General features: G+C 75.1%; 12 protein-coding genes and 1 pseudogene. 5 read left to right on the top strand and 8 right to left on the bottom strand.

What is annotated here, in order from left to right; translation table 11 throughout:
* Nucleotides 1-10: 10 nt before the first annotated feature.
* The 4 genes from ACFW6A_RS37125 to ACFW6A_RS37110 form a co-directional block, all read right to left on the bottom strand.
* Nucleotides 11-3,055: an SMC family ATPase gene (locus tag ACFW6A_RS37125; RefSeq protein ID WP_351847153.1), complete on the bottom strand. Its 3,045-nt coding sequence runs from the start codon at nucleotides 3,053-3,055 to the stop codon at nucleotides 11-13.
* A complete protein-coding gene (locus tag ACFW6A_RS37120; protein ID WP_351847151.1) occupies nucleotides 3,052-4,227 on the bottom strand; it encodes an exonuclease SbcCD subunit D in 1,176 nt (391 codons plus the stop codon). Before ACFW6A_RS37120 ends, ACFW6A_RS37125 begins: the two co-directional genes overlap by 4 nt.
* Nucleotides 4,228-4,522: 295 nt before the next feature.
* Nucleotides 4,523-5,149, bottom strand: a complete 627-nt coding sequence (locus ACFW6A_RS37115) for a YigZ family protein (RefSeq protein WP_351847148.1) — start codon at nucleotides 5,147-5,149, stop codon at nucleotides 4,523-4,525.
* Between the two features lie 9 nt (nucleotides 5,150-5,158).
* The gene (locus ACFW6A_RS37110; RefSeq protein ID WP_351847145.1) at nucleotides 5,159-6,568 is read right to left on the bottom strand and encodes a helix-turn-helix domain-containing protein; all 1,410 of its coding nucleotides are present in this window, start codon (nucleotides 6,566-6,568) and stop codon (nucleotides 5,159-5,161) included.
* 186 nt (nucleotides 6,569-6,754) lie between these two features.
* On the opposite strand from ACFW6A_RS37110, the gene ACFW6A_RS37105 reads away from it, so the two are divergent.
* The 3 genes and pseudogenes from ACFW6A_RS37105 (at nucleotide 6,755) to ACFW6A_RS37095 (ending at nucleotide 10,560) form a co-directional block, all read left to right on the top strand.
* Nucleotides 6,755-8,245, top strand: a complete 1,491-nt coding sequence (locus ACFW6A_RS37105) for a long-chain fatty acid--CoA ligase (protein WP_351847141.1) — start codon at nucleotides 6,755-6,757, stop codon at nucleotides 8,243-8,245.
* Nucleotides 8,246-8,387: 142 nt separating this feature from the next.
* A pseudogene (locus ACFW6A_RS37100) lies at nucleotides 8,388-9,992 on the top strand (carboxylesterase/lipase family protein); the annotation flags it as partial.
* A 127-nt stretch (nucleotides 9,993-10,119) separates the two neighbouring features.
* Entirely contained in the window at nucleotides 10,120-10,560 is a 441-nt protein-coding gene (locus ACFW6A_RS37095; RefSeq protein WP_351847136.1) for a CoA-binding protein, read from the top strand.
* Nucleotides 10,561-10,761: 201 nt separating this feature from the next.
* Here the strand turns inward: ACFW6A_RS37095 and ACFW6A_RS37090 are convergent, their stop codons facing one another.
* Both ACFW6A_RS37090 and ACFW6A_RS37085 read right to left on the bottom strand, forming a co-directional pair.
* Entirely contained in the window at nucleotides 10,762-11,325 is a 564-nt protein-coding gene (locus ACFW6A_RS37090) for a YbaK/EbsC family protein (RefSeq protein ID WP_351847133.1), read from the bottom strand.
* A 167-nt stretch (nucleotides 11,326-11,492) separates the two neighbouring features.
* Nucleotides 11,493-12,065, bottom strand: coding sequence for a helix-turn-helix domain-containing protein (locus ACFW6A_RS37085; protein WP_386646173.1), 573 nt, complete (start codon nucleotides 12,063-12,065; stop codon nucleotides 11,493-11,495).
* Nucleotides 12,066-12,182: 117 nt separating this feature from the next.
* Between ACFW6A_RS37085 and ACFW6A_RS37080 the strand changes: the two genes are divergently transcribed.
* Nucleotides 12,183-13,046, top strand: coding sequence for a DMT family transporter (locus tag ACFW6A_RS37080; RefSeq protein WP_351847128.1), 864 nt, complete (start codon nucleotides 12,183-12,185; stop codon nucleotides 13,044-13,046).
* A 9-nt stretch (nucleotides 13,047-13,055) separates the two neighbouring features.
* Here ACFW6A_RS37080 and ACFW6A_RS37075 read toward each other — a convergent pair whose 3' ends face one another.
* Nucleotides 13,056-13,889 (bottom strand): acyltransferase, encoded by an 834-nt coding sequence (locus ACFW6A_RS37075; RefSeq protein WP_386646168.1) that lies wholly within the window; start codon nucleotides 13,887-13,889, stop codon nucleotides 13,056-13,058.
* Nucleotides 13,890-14,037: 148 nt separating this feature from the next.
* On the opposite strand from ACFW6A_RS37075, the gene ACFW6A_RS37070 reads away from it, so the two are divergent.
* Nucleotides 14,038-14,565, top strand: a complete 528-nt coding sequence (locus ACFW6A_RS37070) for a gamma carbonic anhydrase family protein (RefSeq protein ID WP_351847123.1) — start codon at nucleotides 14,038-14,040, stop codon at nucleotides 14,563-14,565.
* 184 nt (nucleotides 14,566-14,749) lie between these two features.
* Here the strand turns inward: ACFW6A_RS37070 and ACFW6A_RS37065 are convergent, their stop codons facing one another.
* A complete protein-coding gene (locus ACFW6A_RS37065; RefSeq protein WP_351847120.1) occupies nucleotides 14,750-15,406 on the bottom strand; it encodes a DedA family protein in 657 nt (218 codons plus the stop codon).
* Between the last annotated feature and the right edge of the window lie 646 nt (nucleotides 15,407-16,052).

The raw sequence follows: 16,052 nt of genomic DNA, 5'->3' as shown, positions 1-16,052 counted from the left end.
GCCCGGTCCGTCAGCCGCCGAGCCCGTCGCCGCCGGCGCGGAGCCGTACGGCCGAGCCGTGCCGGGACTTGGTGACCTCCAGCTGGGCGGGGATCCGGCGGCGCAGGTCGGCGACGTGGCTGACGATGCCCACGCTACGGTCCCGTTCGCGCAGCGAGTCCAGGACGTCGAGCACCTCGTCGAGAGTCTGGTCGTCGAGGCTGCCGAAACCCTCGTCGATGAAGAGGGTGTCGAGGCGGACGCCGCCCGCCTCGTCCGTGACGACATCGGCGAGGCCGAGGGCGAGCGCGAGCGAGGCGAAGAAGGTCTCACCCCCCGAAAGGGTGGCGGTGTCGCGTTCGTTGCCGGTCCAGGCGTCGACGACGTGGAGTCCGAGGCCGCTGCGGCGCGTGCCGGCGCGCACGTCGGAGTGGACGAGGGTGTAGCGGCCGGAGGACATCCGCTGGAGGCGGGCCGAGGCGGCGGAGGCGACCTGTTCGAGCCGGGCGGCGAGGACGTACGACTCCAGGCGCATGCGGCGTTCGTTCTCGGCGGAGGTGCCGGCGGTGAGGCCGGCGAGTCGCGCCACGCGGTCGTGTTCGGTACGCAGCGGGCCCAGGCGCCGCACCTCGGCCTCGGCCTGGCGGGCGAGGCCGGCGAGTCCGGTGACGCGGTCGTGCGCGGCGGCGAGCGCGGCGTCGGCGGCGCGCAGCGCCCGCTCGGCGGCCGCGTGGACGGCCTCGGCGGCGGCGGGTTCGGCGGGCGGGAGGGCGGCGGCCTCTTCGATACCGGGTTCGGCGAGCCGGTCCGCGACCGCGGCGGCCTCGGCCTGCCAGGCGTCGATACGGTGCTGGCGCGCACGGCGCCCGTGCTCGTCGAGGAGGGCCGCGGCGGCCTCGGCGGGGGTGGCGAACCCGGCCCGGTAGGCGGCGTCGGAGAGTTGGGCGTCCGCCTTCTTGAGGCGGTCGGCGGCGACCTCCTCGGCGCGTACGGCTCCGGCGGCGTCGACCAGGAGGGCGATGCGGCGCTCCAGGAGGTCGGCGTGTTCGGCCACGGTGGCGAACGCGCCGCGCCCCCGGGCCAGTTCCTCCGCGATCTGGGCCCGCTGCCGTTCGATGCCTTCGCGCTGCGAGGTGCGGGCGGCCACGCGCCGCTCCGCCTCCCGCTGCGCGGCCGCCCTCTCCTCGTGCTCGCGCTCGGCCCGGGCCAGTGCCTCGCGCGCCGCGTGGGTCCGGGCGGCGAGCGCGTGCGCCTCGGCGTGGCGGGCGGTCAGTTCCTCCACCTCGGCGGCGAGTTCCGCGACGGTGGGCTGACTGTGCATCTGCCCCGACAAGGCCAGGGAGTGGACTTCTTCGCGAGCGGCGGCGAGGGCTTCGCGGACGCCGACGAGTTCGCGTTCGGCGGCACGGCCGACCTCGTCGGCCTGGGTGTAGCGGGCGTACGCGGCCTCCTCGGCCGCCCGGTCGACGTGGTCGGCCGTGGCCGCCGTCGGAGCGGGGTGGCTTGTGGATCCGCACACCTGGCAGGGGTCGCCTTCGACGAGCGTCGCGGCGAGTTCGGCGGCGATGCCGCGCAGCCGGCGGGACTTGAGGTCGAGCCAGGTCTCGTGCGCGGCGTTGCGGTGCTCGCGGGCGGTCGCGTACCGCTCCTCGGTCCGGGTCAGGGTCCGGGCGAGGGCGTCGCGGCGGCGGGCCGCGGCGAGCCGGAGGCGGAGGGGGTCGAGCCGGCCGGCGAGCTGCTCGGCGCGGGCGGCGGCCTCCTGCGCGGTGTCGACGTCCTGCTGGAGCGCGGCCCGGCGGGGCTCCCAGTCGGCGAGCCAGCCGGCCGCTTCCTGGAGGGCTTCCTCGTCGGCGCGGGCTTCCCGGTCGAGGAGGGTCCGCTCCTCGGCGAGCGCGGCGGCGCGGCTCTCGGCGCGGCGGGCCGCGGCGAGGCCTCCGAGGTCCTCGCGGAGCCGGTTCTCCAGGGTGGAGAGCCGTTCGGCGGGGGCCTCGGCGAGGTCGGGGGGCAACTGCGCACGCGCCGCCCGGCGTACGGCGAGCGCTCCGGCGTGTTCGCGTTCGGCCTCGTGCCGCAGGGCGAGTGCGGGGGCGACCCGCTCGGCCTTGAGCGCGAGTTCGAGGGCGTCCCGGTCTCGGTCCCGTTCGGGGATCCGGGCGGTGAGCGCCTCGCGGCGGCGCAGGGCTTCGGCATGGCGGGCCTGGCGGGCGGCGAGGTCCCGGGCGTGTCCGGCGGCGGCGCGGGCGAGTTCTTCGGCGTGTTCGGCGGTGGCGAGCCGGACGCGGGCGATGTCCGCGGCCTCCCTGGCCTCGGTGCGGGCGACGGCGCCCCAGACGAGGACGGCGTCGGCGAGGCCGGGTTCGCCGGGCTTCCCCTCGACGGGGGTCCGGGCGGCGGGCAGCCCGGCGGCGGCCTGCGCCATGCGGTGGGCGAGGGCGAGGAGCCGGGCGTCGCCCTCCTCGACGCGATGGGCGGCGGCGCGGCGGAGTTCGGCGAGGCGCTCCTCCACGGCGGCGAAGCGACGGGTGTCGAAGAGGCGGCCGAGGAGCTTCCCGCGGGCTTCGGCGTCGGCGCGCAGGAAGCGGGCGAAGTCGCCCTGCGGGAGCAGGACCACCTGGCAGAACTGGTCCCGGCTCATGCCGAGGAGCTGGGTGATCTCCTCGCCGATCTCCTGGTGGGACTTGCTGAGACCGGTCCACGCGCGCGTGGCGGGGTCGTACTCGCGCAGGGTGCTCTGCGCCTTCTCCGTGGTGAAGCCTCCGCCCCGCTTCTTCGGACGCGGCTGGGCGGGGCTGCGCCTGATCTCCAGGCGCCGGCCGCCGACGGTGAGGTCGAGCAGCACCTCGGTGAGGGTGTCGGCGGGCGCGTGGTCGCTGCGGAGGGTGGTGCCGGGGCCCTGGCGGGCGCCGGGCACGCTCCCGTACAGGGCGAAGCAGACCGCGTCGAGGACGGAGGTCTTGCCCGCGCCGGTGGGGCCGTGGAGCAGGAAGAGTCCGGCCGTGGACAAGGTGTCGAAGTCGACGGTCTGGGTGGTCCCGAAGGGTCCGAAGGCGGTGATCTCCAGCCGGTGCAGCCTCATCGGCCCCCCTCCCGCTCGGTGACGGCGGCGTCGACGCGGACGTCGTCGAAGGCGCCGTACAGCACGTTCCGCTCCGCCGCGTCCAGCCCGCCGCCGACGCGGACGTGGGACACGAAGTCCTCCGCGATCTGCTGGTCGCTGCGGCCGCGGAGTCGTTGGGCGTAGGAGGCGAGGGAGTCGGTGTCGGCGCGCTCGGGCTCGAAGACGAGGTGGAGGGTGTGCGGGAAGCGTTCGGTGAGCCGGGCCATCGGATCGTGGGGCCGTACGGCGTCGGTGAGGGTGGCCTCGATCCAGGATTCCTGGTGCGGGTCGTGCGCCGGGTCGGCGAGGAGGTCGTCGAGGCGGCCGCGCAGGCGGGCGAGGGGACGGGGCACCGGGCAGTCGACGCGCTCGGCGGCGGCCACCTCGCCGTCGGCGCCGAGGTCGATCAGCCACATGGTCTTGCGGTGGTCGACCTCGGAGAAGGAGTAGGCGAGCGGCGAACCGGAGTACCGCACGCGCGGGGTGAGGGTCTGCGCGCCGTGGAGGTGGCCGAGGGCCACGTAGTCGACCCCGTCGAAGACGGCGGTCGGGACGGCGGCGACGCCGCCGACGGTGATGTCGCGTTCGCTGTCGCTGGGCGCACCGCCCGCGACGAAGGCGTGCGCCAGCACGACGGAGCGCGTGCCGGCGGGCCGCGCGGCGAGGTCGGCGCGGACCCGGTCCATGGCGGCGGCGAGCACCGCCTCGTGCCCCGGCTTCACGGCGCCGAGCCGCTCCCGCACCAGCGCGGGCTCCAGGTACGGCAGGCCGTAGAGGGCGACTTCGCCGTGCGCGTCGGTGAGGACGACGGGGGTGCCGATGCCGGCCGGGTCGGTACGCAGGTGGATGCCGGCGCGGTCGATGAGTCCGGCGCCGACGCCGAGGCGGCGGGCGGAGTCGTGGTTGCCGGAGATCATGACCGTGGGCACGCCGGCCTCGGCGAGGCGGTGCAGCGCCCGGTCGAAGAGTTCGACGGCGGGCAGCGGGGGGACGGCCCGGTCGTAGACGTCGCCGGCGACGAGGACGGCGTCCACCTCGCGGTCGCGGACGGTCGCGACGAGGTGGTCGAGGAAGTCGGCCTGGGCGTCGAGGAGGCCGACGCGGTGGAAGGACCGGCCGAGGTGCCAGTCCGAAGTGTGCAGAAGCCTCACGTCGTCGTCCCACCCCGCATGCGCGTGCCGCTCCTCGCCCCTGGTTCCGGGCCTCGTCTCGTACCGCCGGGCCCGGCGTTGTGTGTCTGCCCACCACGCTAACCCGGCGGGGGCGGTGGTCGGGGCCGCACCGGGAGATGCGGGCGGGGGGGCGGGGGCAGGGAGGTGCGGTGTGGTGTGGAGCGGGCGGGGGTGAGGCGGAGCGGTGGGTGGACGGGGGTGCGGAGTGGGTGGGGCGTGGGGCGGGTGGGGCGTCTGGTGGGTGGGTTCCGGTCGGTGGGTTCCGGTCGGTGGGTCAGGCGTCGCCGTACGCCTCGCCGCCGAGTTCCAGGGCGGCCGTGCCGGCCGTCACGTCGGCGAGCCAGGCGCGGAAGGCGGGGACGTCGGCGTCGGGCAGGCCGATCTCGATGGTGACGGCTTCGGCGTAGCGCACCTCCCGCACGGCACGGCCGGTGGACCGGAGGTCGTTCTCCAGCTTTCCGGCCCGCTGGTGGTCGACGGTGACGGTGGCGAGCCGGTAGCGCTGCCGGGTGATCGTGCCGAGCGCGTCCAGCGCTTCGCCGACGACGCCGCCGTACGCGCGGATGAGGCCGCCCGCGCCGAGCTTCACGCCGCCGTAGTAGCGGGTGACGACGGCGGCGACGTACCGCATCTCGCGGCGCAGCAACATCTGCAGCATCGGGACGCCGGCCGTCCCGCCGGGCTCGCCGTCGTCGCTCGCCTTCTGGACGGAGGCGTCGGCGCCGAGCACGTAGGCGAAGCAGTTGTGGGTGGCCGTCGGGTGCTCCCGCCGGATCCGGGCGACGAACTCCTGTGCCTCCCGCTCGTCGGCGACCGGTGCGAGTGCACAGAGGAAGCGCGAGCGGTTGATCTCGGTCTCGTGGACGCCCTCGCGGGCCAGCGTGCGGTACTGCTCCTGCATTCCGCCAGCCTACGTGCCGTACGCGTCCCCCTCCGCGCCGCCCGGGTCGTACGGATCCGCCACGACCGGGGCCGCCCCGGGGGCGTCGGGGAGGCCGACGTACGGGAGGGCACGCAGGGCAAGTGCCCAACCCATGCGTGCCTCGCCCGATTCGCTGGAGCGGCCGGTGAGCTCGGCGACGCGGCCGATGCGGTTCAGCACGGTGTTGCGGTGGCAGTAGAGGAGTTCCGCGGCCCGGGAGGCGGAGCAGCCGTGGTCGAGCCAGACGCGGAGGGTGCTCAGGAGCGCGTTGCGCTCGCCGCCGGTGACGAGGATGGGCCCGAGGTTGACGGTGACGATCCGCTCGGCGACGTCGGGGCGTCCGCTGAGGAGGACCTCGGGGAGCCGGGCGTCGAAGACGGCGGCCTCACCACTGCCGGCGCGGAGGGTACGAAGGGTCTGCTCGGCACGCCGGAGGGCGCGGCCCGCCTGGGAGAGGCGTTCGAACTCGGGCGAGACGCCGGCGGTGGCGCCGGTGCGCTCGCGCAGCGCGTCGAGGAGCCGTACCAGTGCCGGATCGGGCCGGGCGCCGGGCGGGGGTGACGTCCGGCCGGTGGAAGCGTCGCGGCGCGGGAGGCGGACGATGCCGGCGTACCGTCCGGAACGCGGACGCCAGTACGACCACAGTCCCTGCGCCTCCAGGACGGGCGCGGGCCGGGGCGGCGCGGCCGGGTCCTGGGTGGCGACCACGACGACGTACCGGTCCTGGGCGGGAACGCCCAGGGCGGCGGCCGCGGCGGAGGCGACGGCGGGGTCGTCGGCACGGCCGTCCAGGAGGGCTTCGAAGAGCGCCGCGCGGCGGGTGTCCTGCTGGTTCTGGAGCTCCAGCTGGGCGAGGCGGTACGCGTCGGCCATCACGACCGAGTAGCGGTCGATGGTCTCCCAGACGGCGCCGGCGACGTCGAGCTCCAGGTCCCGGCTGTCCGCCTCGCGGCCGGTCCGGGTCCGCAGGTGCTCGGCCATGACCTGCCACAGGACCCGTCCGCCGCGCCGGTACGCCTGGAGGACGATGTCGAGCGGGACGCCCTGCTCGGCACGGCGGCGGCCGGTCTCGCGGGCGGCGTCCTCGAAGTCTCCGCCGGTCGGGGCGAGGCCGCCGAAGTCCTCCAGGGCCCGCAGCATGTTGTCGCGGCAGATCGCCCACAGGTCGTCGCGGGTGACCGGGTCTCCGGAGGCGTAGGCGCCGGAGTGGGCGCGGATGTCGTCCACGGCCCGGTCGGTGAGCCGGTCGACGTCGGCGAGCAGCGCGGTGGCGAGGGAACGGCGCAGTGCGCCGGAGCCGCCGGCCGAGCCGAGCCGGGTGTGCGCGCCGCGTGCGGCCGGCGGGTCGGGCGAACGGCCGGACGTGGGGTCGGGGGCGCCGGGCGGGCTGGGCGTCATGGTTCGCACCGTAGCGGCGCGCTTTGGCGAATGCCACGCTCCGGTGGCGGCCGGGGGGCCGATGCCCAGGCCGGACCCCCGCATGGTGGGCGTCTGCACATGGTCTCGTGGTGCTTCCACGATCGATTCTGGGCCCTGTCACGGAATGTTGACACCGCCGTCAACTCCACGTCTCAGGAGCGTGTCATGTCACTGAGTGTCGCCGGCGTGCTGGGCGAGTCCGCCCGTCACTTCCCCGACCGGATCGCCGTCGTCGAGGGTGCGAGCCGGTTCACCTACCGCGAGCTGTGGGACGCGGCGCTGCGCTGCGCCGCCGGGCTGCGCGAGGCGGGGGTGAAGCCCGGCGACCGGGTGGCGGTGCTGCTGCCGAACACGACCGAGTTCCTGCGGGTCTACTACGGCGCGCTCGCCGCGGGCGCGACCGTCGTGCCGGTGCACGCGCTGCTCGTCGCCGACGAGGTGCGTTTTGTGCTGGAGCACAGTGGCGCGGTCGCGATCGTGAGCGGTGGCCCGCTGTGGGCGGTCGCCGACGAGGCGGCGCGGGCGGCGGGGGTGCGGGCCTTCCAGGGCGGGCCCTCGGCATCGGAGCCGCTGGCCGCGGCGGAGCCGGCCGACCCGTCCGACACGGCGGTGATCCTGTACACGAGCGGCACCACGGGACGCCCCAAGGGGGCCCGGCTGACCCACCTCAACATCGTCATGAACGCCGCCGTGACCTCGCAGGACCTGCTGGGTCTCGGCGCGGACGACGTCGTCCTCGGGTGCCTGCCGCTGTTCCACAGCTACGGGCAGACGTGCGCCATGAACGGGACACTGCGCCAGGGCGCCACGCTTGTGCTGATGCCCAGGTTCAGCGGGCCGGCGGCGCTGGAGGTGCTGGCCGACGAGGGCGTGACGGTGTTCATGGGCGTGCCGACCATGTACCACGCGCTGGTGGAGGCGTCGGCGGCGTCGGAGCGGCGTCCGGAGGCGCTGCGCGCGGCGGTCTCCGGTGGGGCGGCGCTGCCGGTGGCCGTCCTGGAGCGGTTCGAGGAGACCTTCGCGACGCAGGTCCTGGAGGGGTACGGCCTGACGGAGACCTCGCCGGTCGCGACGTTCAACCAGCCGCACCTCGGGCGCCGGCCCGGCACGGTGGGGCATCCCGTGTGGGGCGTCGAGGTCGGGGTGGCCGACGCGGCGGTCGACGGCGCGATCCGGCTGCTGCCGGACGGCGAGATCGGCGAGGTGGTCGTGCGGGGGCACAACGTCTTCGCCGGCTATCTCGACGATCCCGAGGCGACGGCCGCGGCGATCGTCGACGGCTGGTTCCGCACGGGTGACCTGGGCGCACGGGACGAGGACGGTTTCCTGCGGATCGTGGACCGGAAGAAGGACCTGGTGATCCGGGGCGGGTTCAACATCTACCCGCGCGAGGTCGAGGAGGTCCTGGTCCGTCACCCTTCGGTGTCCGAGGTCGCCGTGATCGGCGTCCCGGACGAGGCGAAGGGCGAGGAGGTGTGCGCGGTGGTGGTGCGCCGCGAGGGCTCCGCCCCCGTCACCGAGGACGAGCTGGTCGACTGGGCGCGGGAGCGCCTCGGCCGCCACAAGTACCCGCGCCTCGTCCGCTTCGTCGACGCGCTGCCCCTCGGCCCGACCGGCAAGGTCCTCAAGCGGGCCCTGGTGACACCCGTGGGCTGATCGGGCACCCTCGCCCCGTTCCCTCGTCCCACCCCCGTCTCCCTCATCTCCCCCATCTCTCTCATCTCTCTCATCTCTCCCCTCGCCTCCCCGTACGGAAGGACGCAGTCATGACGACGCCGGAGCCGGATCAGGACGCAGCGTGCGGAGCGGGGGCGCCCGAGGCGGTCGTCGGCGCCGGGCGGGTCGGCGGCCTGTTCGTGGCCGACGGGGTGGCCGCCTTCCTCGGTGTGCCGTACGCGCGGGCGCCTTTCGGGGCGCTCCGTTTCCGGGCGCCGGAGCCGGTGGAACCGTGGGAGGGCGTGCGGAAGGCGACGGAGTTCGGACCGACCGCGCCGAAGAGGCCCTACGCTCCCCCGCTGGACGCGCTGTTGCCGGACCCCGCCGTGGAGGGCGACGACTGTCTCCACGTCAACGTCTGGGCGCCGTGGGCCCCTACGGGGCAGACGGACCCGACGGATTCGGTGGATCCGGTGGGCGCCGTGGGCACCGTGGGTCCGGAAGGCGGTCCTTCCTCCCGCCGGCCGGTGATGGTGTGGATCCACGGTGGGTCGCTGGTCCACGGTTCCAACGCCGTGCCCGTCTACGACGGGACCGCGTTCGCGCGCGACGGCGTCGTCCTCGTCTCCGTGAACTACCGGCTCGGCGTGGAGGGGTTCGGGGTCTTCCCCGACGCCCCCGCCAACCTCGGCCTGCGCGACCAGATCGCCGCCCTCGTGTGGGTGCGGGAGAACATCGCGGCCTTCGGCGGCGATCCGGAGCGGGTGACGGTGTTCGGGGAGTCGGCGGGCGCGATCTCGATCGCGGCGCTGCTCGCCTCGCCCCTCGCGCGCGGGCTGTTCCGGAGGGCGGTCGTGCAGAGCGGGGCGCCGATGGCGCTCCCGCCGGAGCGGGCGCGGCGGACGACGGAGGCGGTGGCGAAGCGGCTGGGAATTCCGGCGACGGCGGAGGCGTTCGCGGCGGTGGACCGGGAGCGGCTGCTCACGGCGCAGACGGAGGTGACGGCGAAGGGCTCGCCGCTGACCGGGAGCGGGCACTCCTTCCAGATCGTCGTGGACGGCGACGTCCTGCCGCGCGATCCTGCGGAGGCCCTGACGGCCGGCGGTCCGGTCGGAGGCGCCGGCCGGCCCTCTGCTGGGCAGGTGCACAAGGAGACCGTGGCGGGGCGGGTGTCGAATCGGGTGGAGTGGACCTGCTGCTGGGGACGACGACCGAGGAGTACCGGCTCTGGTTCGTGCCGAGCGGACTCGTGGAGCGGTTGTCGCCGCTGATGCTGCGGCTCGCCCTGTGGAAGACGCGGGTGCCGTCCCGCACGGCGCGGGTCTACCGCGCGAACCGGCCGCAGGCGCGGCCCGGCGAGGTCCTGGGCGCGCTCGCCACCGACAAGCTGCTGCGGGTGCCATTGAACCGGCTGGCCGACGCGCGGCTGCGGGCGGGGGCGGCCGGGCGCACGTACCTGTACGAGTTCGGCTGGCCGTCGCCGGTGCTGGGGCTGGGCGCCTGCCACGCTCTGGAGCTCGGCTTCGTCTTCGACACCCTGGACACTCCGGAGGCAAAGGCGCTGACCGGGCCGGACGCCCCGCGCGAACTGGCGGCGGCGATGCACGCGGCCTGGGTGGCGTTCGCGGCGGACGGCGATCCCGGCTGGCGGGCGTGGGACGCGGAACGGCCGGTGATGGCGTTCGGCCCCGGGCGTCCGGCTCTCGTCGCGGCCCCTCGGGAGGACGAGCGGCGCTGCTGGGACGCCTGAGGCTGCCACGGCGCCGCCCCGGCCCCCTCCCTCCTCCCCCTCCTCCCTGCGCGGGAAGGATTCGGGGCCCCGGTGGGTTCGTCACAGGGAGGCCCGAGTCACGGAACGAAGGAAGGCACCAGGGATGAGCGTCGACACCACGAGCACCGAGGCGACGGAGCGTTCCGAGGAGGAGACCGTCCGCCGGATCCTGACGGGCACGGGCGACACCTGGGCGATCGTGGGCCTCTCCTCGAACCGGGAGCGTGCCGCGTACGGCGTGGCGGCCGTGCTCCAGCGCTTCGGCAAGCGGATCGTCCCGGTCCACCCGAAGGCGGAGACGGTCCACGGCGAGCCGGGTTACGCCTCCCTCGCCGACGTCCCCTTCCCCGTCGACGTCGTGGACGTCTTCGTCAACAGCGACCTCGCCGGCGCCGTCGCCGACGAGGCGCGGGAGATCGGCGCGAAGGCGGTGTGGTTCCAGCTCGGCGTCGTCGACGAGGCCGCGTACGCGCGCACGACCGACGCGGGCCTCGACATGGTGATGGACCGTTGCCCCGCGATCGAGATCCCGCGCCTGGGCTGATGCCCAACGGCGGCCCGTCGCGCCTCACTCGACATCCGTGACGGCACCCGGCGGCACGCGGCCGCGCCCGTCGGCCCCACGGACGCACCGTGCGACGCTCCCCATGGACGCACCATGCGACGCTCATTGTGGGGCGCACCGTGACCGCACGCCGTGCCGGCACCCCGTCCGCGTCCCGCCGACGCCCCGTGCGGGACGTCGTCACGTCGTGGGCAGGCCCAGCCCCTCCAGTACGACGGCGTTCGGCAGTTGGGCGAATGCCTTGCCCGGAACGATGATCTTGCCTTGGCGGCGGCCGCTGCCGACGAGGACCCACGGGGTGTCGACGACGGCGGCGTCGACGAGGAGCGGCCAGTCGGCGGGCAGGCCGATCGGGGTGATGCCGCCGTACTCCATGCCGCTGACGCCGGTCGCGGTGTCCATCGGCGCGAAGCTCGCCTTGCGCGCGCCGAGGTGCTTGCGTACGACGCCGTTGACGTCGACGCGGGTCGCCGACTTCACCACGCACGCGGCGAGGGTCGTCGTCTCGCCGCGCTTGCCGGCCACGACGACGCAGTTCGCGGACGCGTCGAGGAGCGCGGGGCCGTGGTGCTCGACGAAGACGGCGGTGTCGGCGATGGCCGGGTCGGTGTCGACGTAGAGGATCCGGTCGGCCGGCACCGGTCCGGCCCAGGCGCGGACGGCCGCGGCGACGGGCGGCGTGAGGAGGTCCAGGCAGTCGGGGGCGGGCCGGGCGTCGTCGAAGTCTCCGATGGGTGCACGCATGCGCGTCACGCTAGCGGCTCCCGCCGGCCGCGCGGGCGCCCGTCCCAGGGGACGGGCGCGAGGTCGGGCCGCCCCCCGAGGCCGGAACCGAGTCGACGGACGGACACGGGGGGGGCGGGCCGCCGGACGGACATGGGCCGAACCGACGGACGGCGGGCGGGGCCGCGTCAGCGGACGGGTGGGATCGAGACGGCCATCGTCATCTCGACCGTCTCCTCGCCGTCGTTGCGGTACGTGTGCGGCGCCGACGCCTCGAAGACGGCGGAGGTGTCGGCCGGGACGGTGTGCTCGACGCCGTCCACGATCAGGGTGAGCACCCCGGCGGTGACGTGGAGCAGCTCCGTGGTCCCCTGGGGGTGCGGGTCGGAGGCGCTGCCCTCGCCCGGCACGAGGGACCAGGACCAGAGTTCGAGGGGGCCGCGGGCCTCGGTGCCGACGAGGAGGGTGGTGGAGCTTCCGGCGGGCGTGGACCACATGCGGACGGCCTGCTCCGGCGGGACGAGCCGGACGTGGGGGCCCTGCTCGTAGTCGAGGAGGGTGGTGATGGAGACGCCGAGGGCGTCGGCCAGCTTGACGGTGGTGCCGACGCTCGGGTTGGTCCGTGCCTGCTCGATCTGGATGATCATGCCGCGGCTGACGCCGGCCCGGGCGGCGAGCGCGTCCAGGGTGAAGCCCCGTTCGTTGCGCCAGCGCTTGAGGTTGCGGGCGAGCGACTGGGTCAGCTGGTCGAGGTCCGACACATTCCGTCCAATATCCTGGATGACATAGTTCAACAGACTGCACTACGGTGAGGTGTACCCGATCGTGCACTGCACTGTACTGCCCCCGCTCCGCCCGTACCTTCCTGCGAGGACCCCATGACCGCCGTGTTCGCCCTGGCCACCGCCCTCCTGTGGGGGTTCGCCGACTTCGGGGGCGGACTGCTCACCCGGCGCATGCCCGCCCTCACCGTCGTCGTGGTCTCGCAGAGCCTCGCGGTCCTGGTCCTCGGCGCGGTCGTCGTCGCCACCGGTGCGTGGACGGAGGCCGGCCCCGGCCTCTGGTACGCGGTCGCCGCCGGTGTCGTCGGCCCGGCCGCCATGCTCGCCTTCTACAAGGCCCTCGCGCTCGGCCCGATGGGCGTGGTCTCGCCGCTCGGTTCGCTCGGCGTGGTCGTCCCCGTCACCGTCGGGCTGGTGCTCGGCGACCGCCCCGGCCTGCTCCAGGTCGGCGGCATCGTCGCGGCGGTCGTGGGCATCGTCCTCGCCGGCGGCCCCGAACTGCGCGGCGCGCCCGTCCGGCGCCAGGCGGTCGTCCTCACGCTCTTCGCCGCCTTCGGGTTCGGCGCCGTCATGGCGCTCATCGCCGAGGCGTCCACCACGATCACCGGCCTCTTCCTCGCCCTGTTCGTGCAGCGCGTCACCAACGTGGCCGTCGGCGGCGGCGCGCTGTACCTCTCCGTGCGCCGCGGCGGCCGCGCCCTGCCCGAGGAGGGCTTCGGGGTGATCCGCGGCGCGCTGCCGGCGCTCGCCTTCGTGGGCCTCGCCGACGTCGCCGCCAACGGCACGTACGCGCTGGCGGCGCAGCGCGGCCCGGTCCTGGTGGCCGCCGTGCTCGCCAGCCTCTACCCGGTCGTGACCGCGCTCGCCGCCTTCGGGGTGCTCCGCGAGCGGCTGCGCGCGATCCAGGCGGCGGGGGCGGGACTCGCGCTCGTCGGCACGGTCCTCATCGCGGGCGGCTGACGGACCGGCTCAGGAAGCCGGCGCCCCGGCCTCCCGCCGCCCCTGCTCCTCCCGCGCCCTTCCCCGCTCCCGCTCCTCCTGCCGCTCCCGCTCCTTCTGCTCCTCCTGCTCGATCTCCCACGCCGCCAGCGCCGCCAGCTGCTCGGGGGTGACGTCCTCGGGGATCGGCTTCGGGGCGGGGGTGCGCAGCGGCGGCTGCCAGCCCTGTTCCGGATCCCAGCGCCGTACGACCCTGGCCGGGGCGCCCGCCACCACCGAGTGGTCCGGCACCTCGCCGCGCACCACCGCGCCGGCCGCGACCACGACGTTGCGGCCGATCCGCGCGCCCGGCAGGATCACCGCCCCCGTGCCCAGCCAGCAGCCGGGCCCGATCGAGACCGGTTCGGAGCGGGGCCACTGGCGGCCGATGGGCTCGTGCGGGTCGTCGTAGCTGTGGTTGGTCGAGGTGATGTAGACGTACGGGCCGCAGTACGTGTCCGAGCCGATGGTGATCGTCGTGTCGGCGATGACGTGGCTGCCGCGCCCGAGCACCACGCCGTTGCCGAGGGTGAGCACGGTCTCGGTGCCGAGGTCGAGCCCCGGCAGCATGCCGGCGGTCAGGGTGACCTGCTCGGCGATGATGCAGCACTCGCCGATCTCGATCCACCGCTCTCCGAAGACCGTGCCCTGCGGGAAGGCCAGCCGGGTGCCCGCGCCGAGCCGCCGGAACCGGAGCCGTCCGGGATGTTCCGCCGTCACCGCGCCCGCCTGCTGCGCCCAGCGCCAGCCGCCCTGGAGCGCGTGGGCGACGAGCCGGCGCCGCCAGGCCGCCAGGGATGAGAACGTGTTTCCGTTTCTGGGCACCCCGACACCGTAGTCGGCGGTGTCGGGGCTGATCCGCGCGGTGCCCTGTGATGTCCGTCATGGGCTCGGCATAGGGTGCGTGCAGACCACCGGAAGGCGCGACACCACCACGGCCGCACGGGCCGTACGGACCCTCAGGAGTGACCCCATGACAGAGGCGTTGATCAAGGCCGTCGGCGGCAAGGAGCCGAGCGTCGACCCGACCGCGTTCACGGCCCCGACCTCGGTGGTGCTCGGCGAGGTGACGCTCGGGGCGCGTGCCGGCGTCTGGTACCACGCGGTGCTGCGCGCCGACTGCGGCCCCATCACCGTCGGCGAGGACTCCAACGTCCAGGACAACTGCACCGTCCACGTCGACCCCGGCTTCCCCGTCTCGATCGGCGACCGGGTGACCATCGGGCACAACGCGACCGTGCACGGCTGTGTCATCGAGGACGACGTCCTCGTCGGCATGGGTGCCACGGTGCTCAACGGGGCCCGGATCGGCGCCGGCTCGCTCGTCGCGGCGCAGGCGCTGGTGCCGCAGGGCATGCAGGTCCCGCCCGGTTCGCTCGTCGCCGGCGTCCCGGCGAAGGTGCGCCGCCCGCTGACGGAGGAGGAGCTGGCCGGCATCCGGCTGAACGCCGAGATGTACGTCCACCTGGCCAAGGACCACGCCGAGGCGCACGAGGACTGACCACCGGCCCCCGGCTTTTGGCTCCCGGCCCCCGCCCCCCGGCTCCCGGCTCCGGACCCCTCCGTCTCCAGCCCTCCGCCAGGTGTGCGTTTCCCCCCTGCCGGGCCCATGACGGAGGGCGGCTCCCGGAACGGAACAGGTCCCGGGAGCCGCCCTCGTCGCGCGTACGGGCGGGGTGCCGCGCTCAGTCCGCCGTGACCGGCTCCAGCGGAGCCTCCGGGTGCTGCCGCGCCTCCGCGGCGGCCTTCTTGGCGCGGTTCTTGATGACGAGCATCGAGGTGACGCCGATGAGCACGGCGAGCACCAGCCCCAGCCAGGAGAAGCGCTTCAGCCACGCCTCGGCGACGATGCCGACGGAGTAGATGACGGCGGTGGTGCCGCCCGCCCACAGGATGCCGCCGAGGACGTTGGCGATCAGGAACTTCCAGTACGGCATCTTCAGGACGCCCGCGAGCGGCCCGGCGAAGATCCGCAGGAGGGCGATGAAGCGGCCGAAGAAGACCGCCCACATGCCCCACTTCTGGAAGGAGCGTTCGGCGAGGGCGATGTTCGCTTCGCTGAAGTGCGCGGGGAACTTGCCGCCGAGCCAGGCGAGCAGCGGGCGGCCGCCCTTGCGGCCGATGGCGTACCCGATCGAGTCTCCGATGATCGCACCGGCGGTGGCACAGCCGCCGAGCACGTACGGGTTGATGTCGCCGTGCTGCGAGGCGAGCAGGGCCGAGCTGACGAGGACGATCTCGCCGGGCAGCGGGATGCCGAGGCTCTCCAGTCCGATCACCACCCCCACCAGCGCGTAGATGGCGACGGCCGGGATCGTCTCCAGCCACTCCTGGACGTGCAACGCGGGTCCTCCCGTTGTGCCGGCGCGGCCCCGGTCGCGGGCCGCTGCGGTGGCGCGCCCCGCGTCGGGCGCGCCGGGGCAGCCTACCCGGTCGGCTCGAACGGACCTCGGCCGAGACCGTGGGCCCGGTGTCCGCGGCCGGCCTGCCGGCGCGCAGCCCTCGGCGCCCCGCGGCGAGGACGAAACCGCCGACGGGCCCGGCCCTGGCCAGGACGGGAGGCCGCGGGCGGCGAGGTCCCCGTACGGCCCCGGTGCGGCGGGCGGCCGGACTCGTAGTACGGCCCCGCTGCGGCGGGCGGCCTGACCCGTACGGCCCCGGCCTCCCGGCCCGCCCGCCCGGTGGGCCGGGCCCCGCGCGCGGTGTGCGTGACGCCGCCCCCGCTTCCCGGCCACCGTCCCGGAACGTGACCGCCCCCGCATCCGAAGGGAGGGTGCGGGGGCGGAAGACCCGGGGTCCGGACCGGTACGAGGCTGAGGTCCCGGTCCTCAGCAGGGTCCTGAGGCGGGTCCGGAGCAGGAGCCGAGTCCGGAGCCGAGTCCGGAACCGGGGGGGGGGGGCCCCCGCCCGGGGCCCCGCGCCCCCGGGGGGGGGCCAATAACCCCAAGTGTTGGGTCGACGGGAGAACACAGCCGGTGGAGCACCGGG

The organism is Streptomyces sp. NPDC058758 (genome assembly GCF_042746075.1).
GTDB lineage: Bacteria > Actinomycetota > Actinomycetes > Streptomycetales > Streptomycetaceae > Streptomyces.
The sequence above is the reverse complement of the archived record's forward strand: the minus strand, read 5'-3'. Positions and strand labels throughout refer to the sequence as shown.

Bases quoted from the DNA above. Each gene is read 5' to 3' on its own strand.
- ACFW6A_RS37125 (WP_351847153.1), bottom strand. From the start codon at position 3,055: ATGAGGCTGCACCGGCTGGAGATCACCGCCTTCGGACCCTTCGGGACC.
- ACFW6A_RS37110 (WP_351847145.1), bottom strand. From the start codon at position 6,568: ATGACGCCCAGCCCGCCCGGCGCCCCCGACCCCACGTCCGGCCGTTCG.
- ACFW6A_RS37095 (WP_351847136.1), top strand. From the start codon at position 10,120: ATGAGCGTCGACACCACGAGCACCGAGGCGACGGAGCGTTCCGAGGAG.
- ACFW6A_RS37105 (WP_351847141.1), top strand. From the start codon at position 6,755: ATGTCACTGAGTGTCGCCGGCGTGCTGGGCGAGTCCGCCCGTCACTTC.
- ACFW6A_RS37090 (WP_351847133.1), bottom strand. From the start codon at position 11,325: ATGCGTGCACCCATCGGAGACTTCGACGACGCCCGGCCCGCCCCCGAC.
- ACFW6A_RS37080 (WP_351847128.1), top strand. From the start codon at position 12,183: ATGACCGCCGTGTTCGCCCTGGCCACCGCCCTCCTGTGGGGGTTCGCC.
- ACFW6A_RS37115 (WP_351847148.1), bottom strand. From the start codon at position 5,149: ATGCAGGAGCAGTACCGCACGCTGGCCCGCGAGGGCGTCCACGAGACC.
- ACFW6A_RS37070 (WP_351847123.1), top strand. From the start codon at position 14,038: ATGACAGAGGCGTTGATCAAGGCCGTCGGCGGCAAGGAGCCGAGCGTC.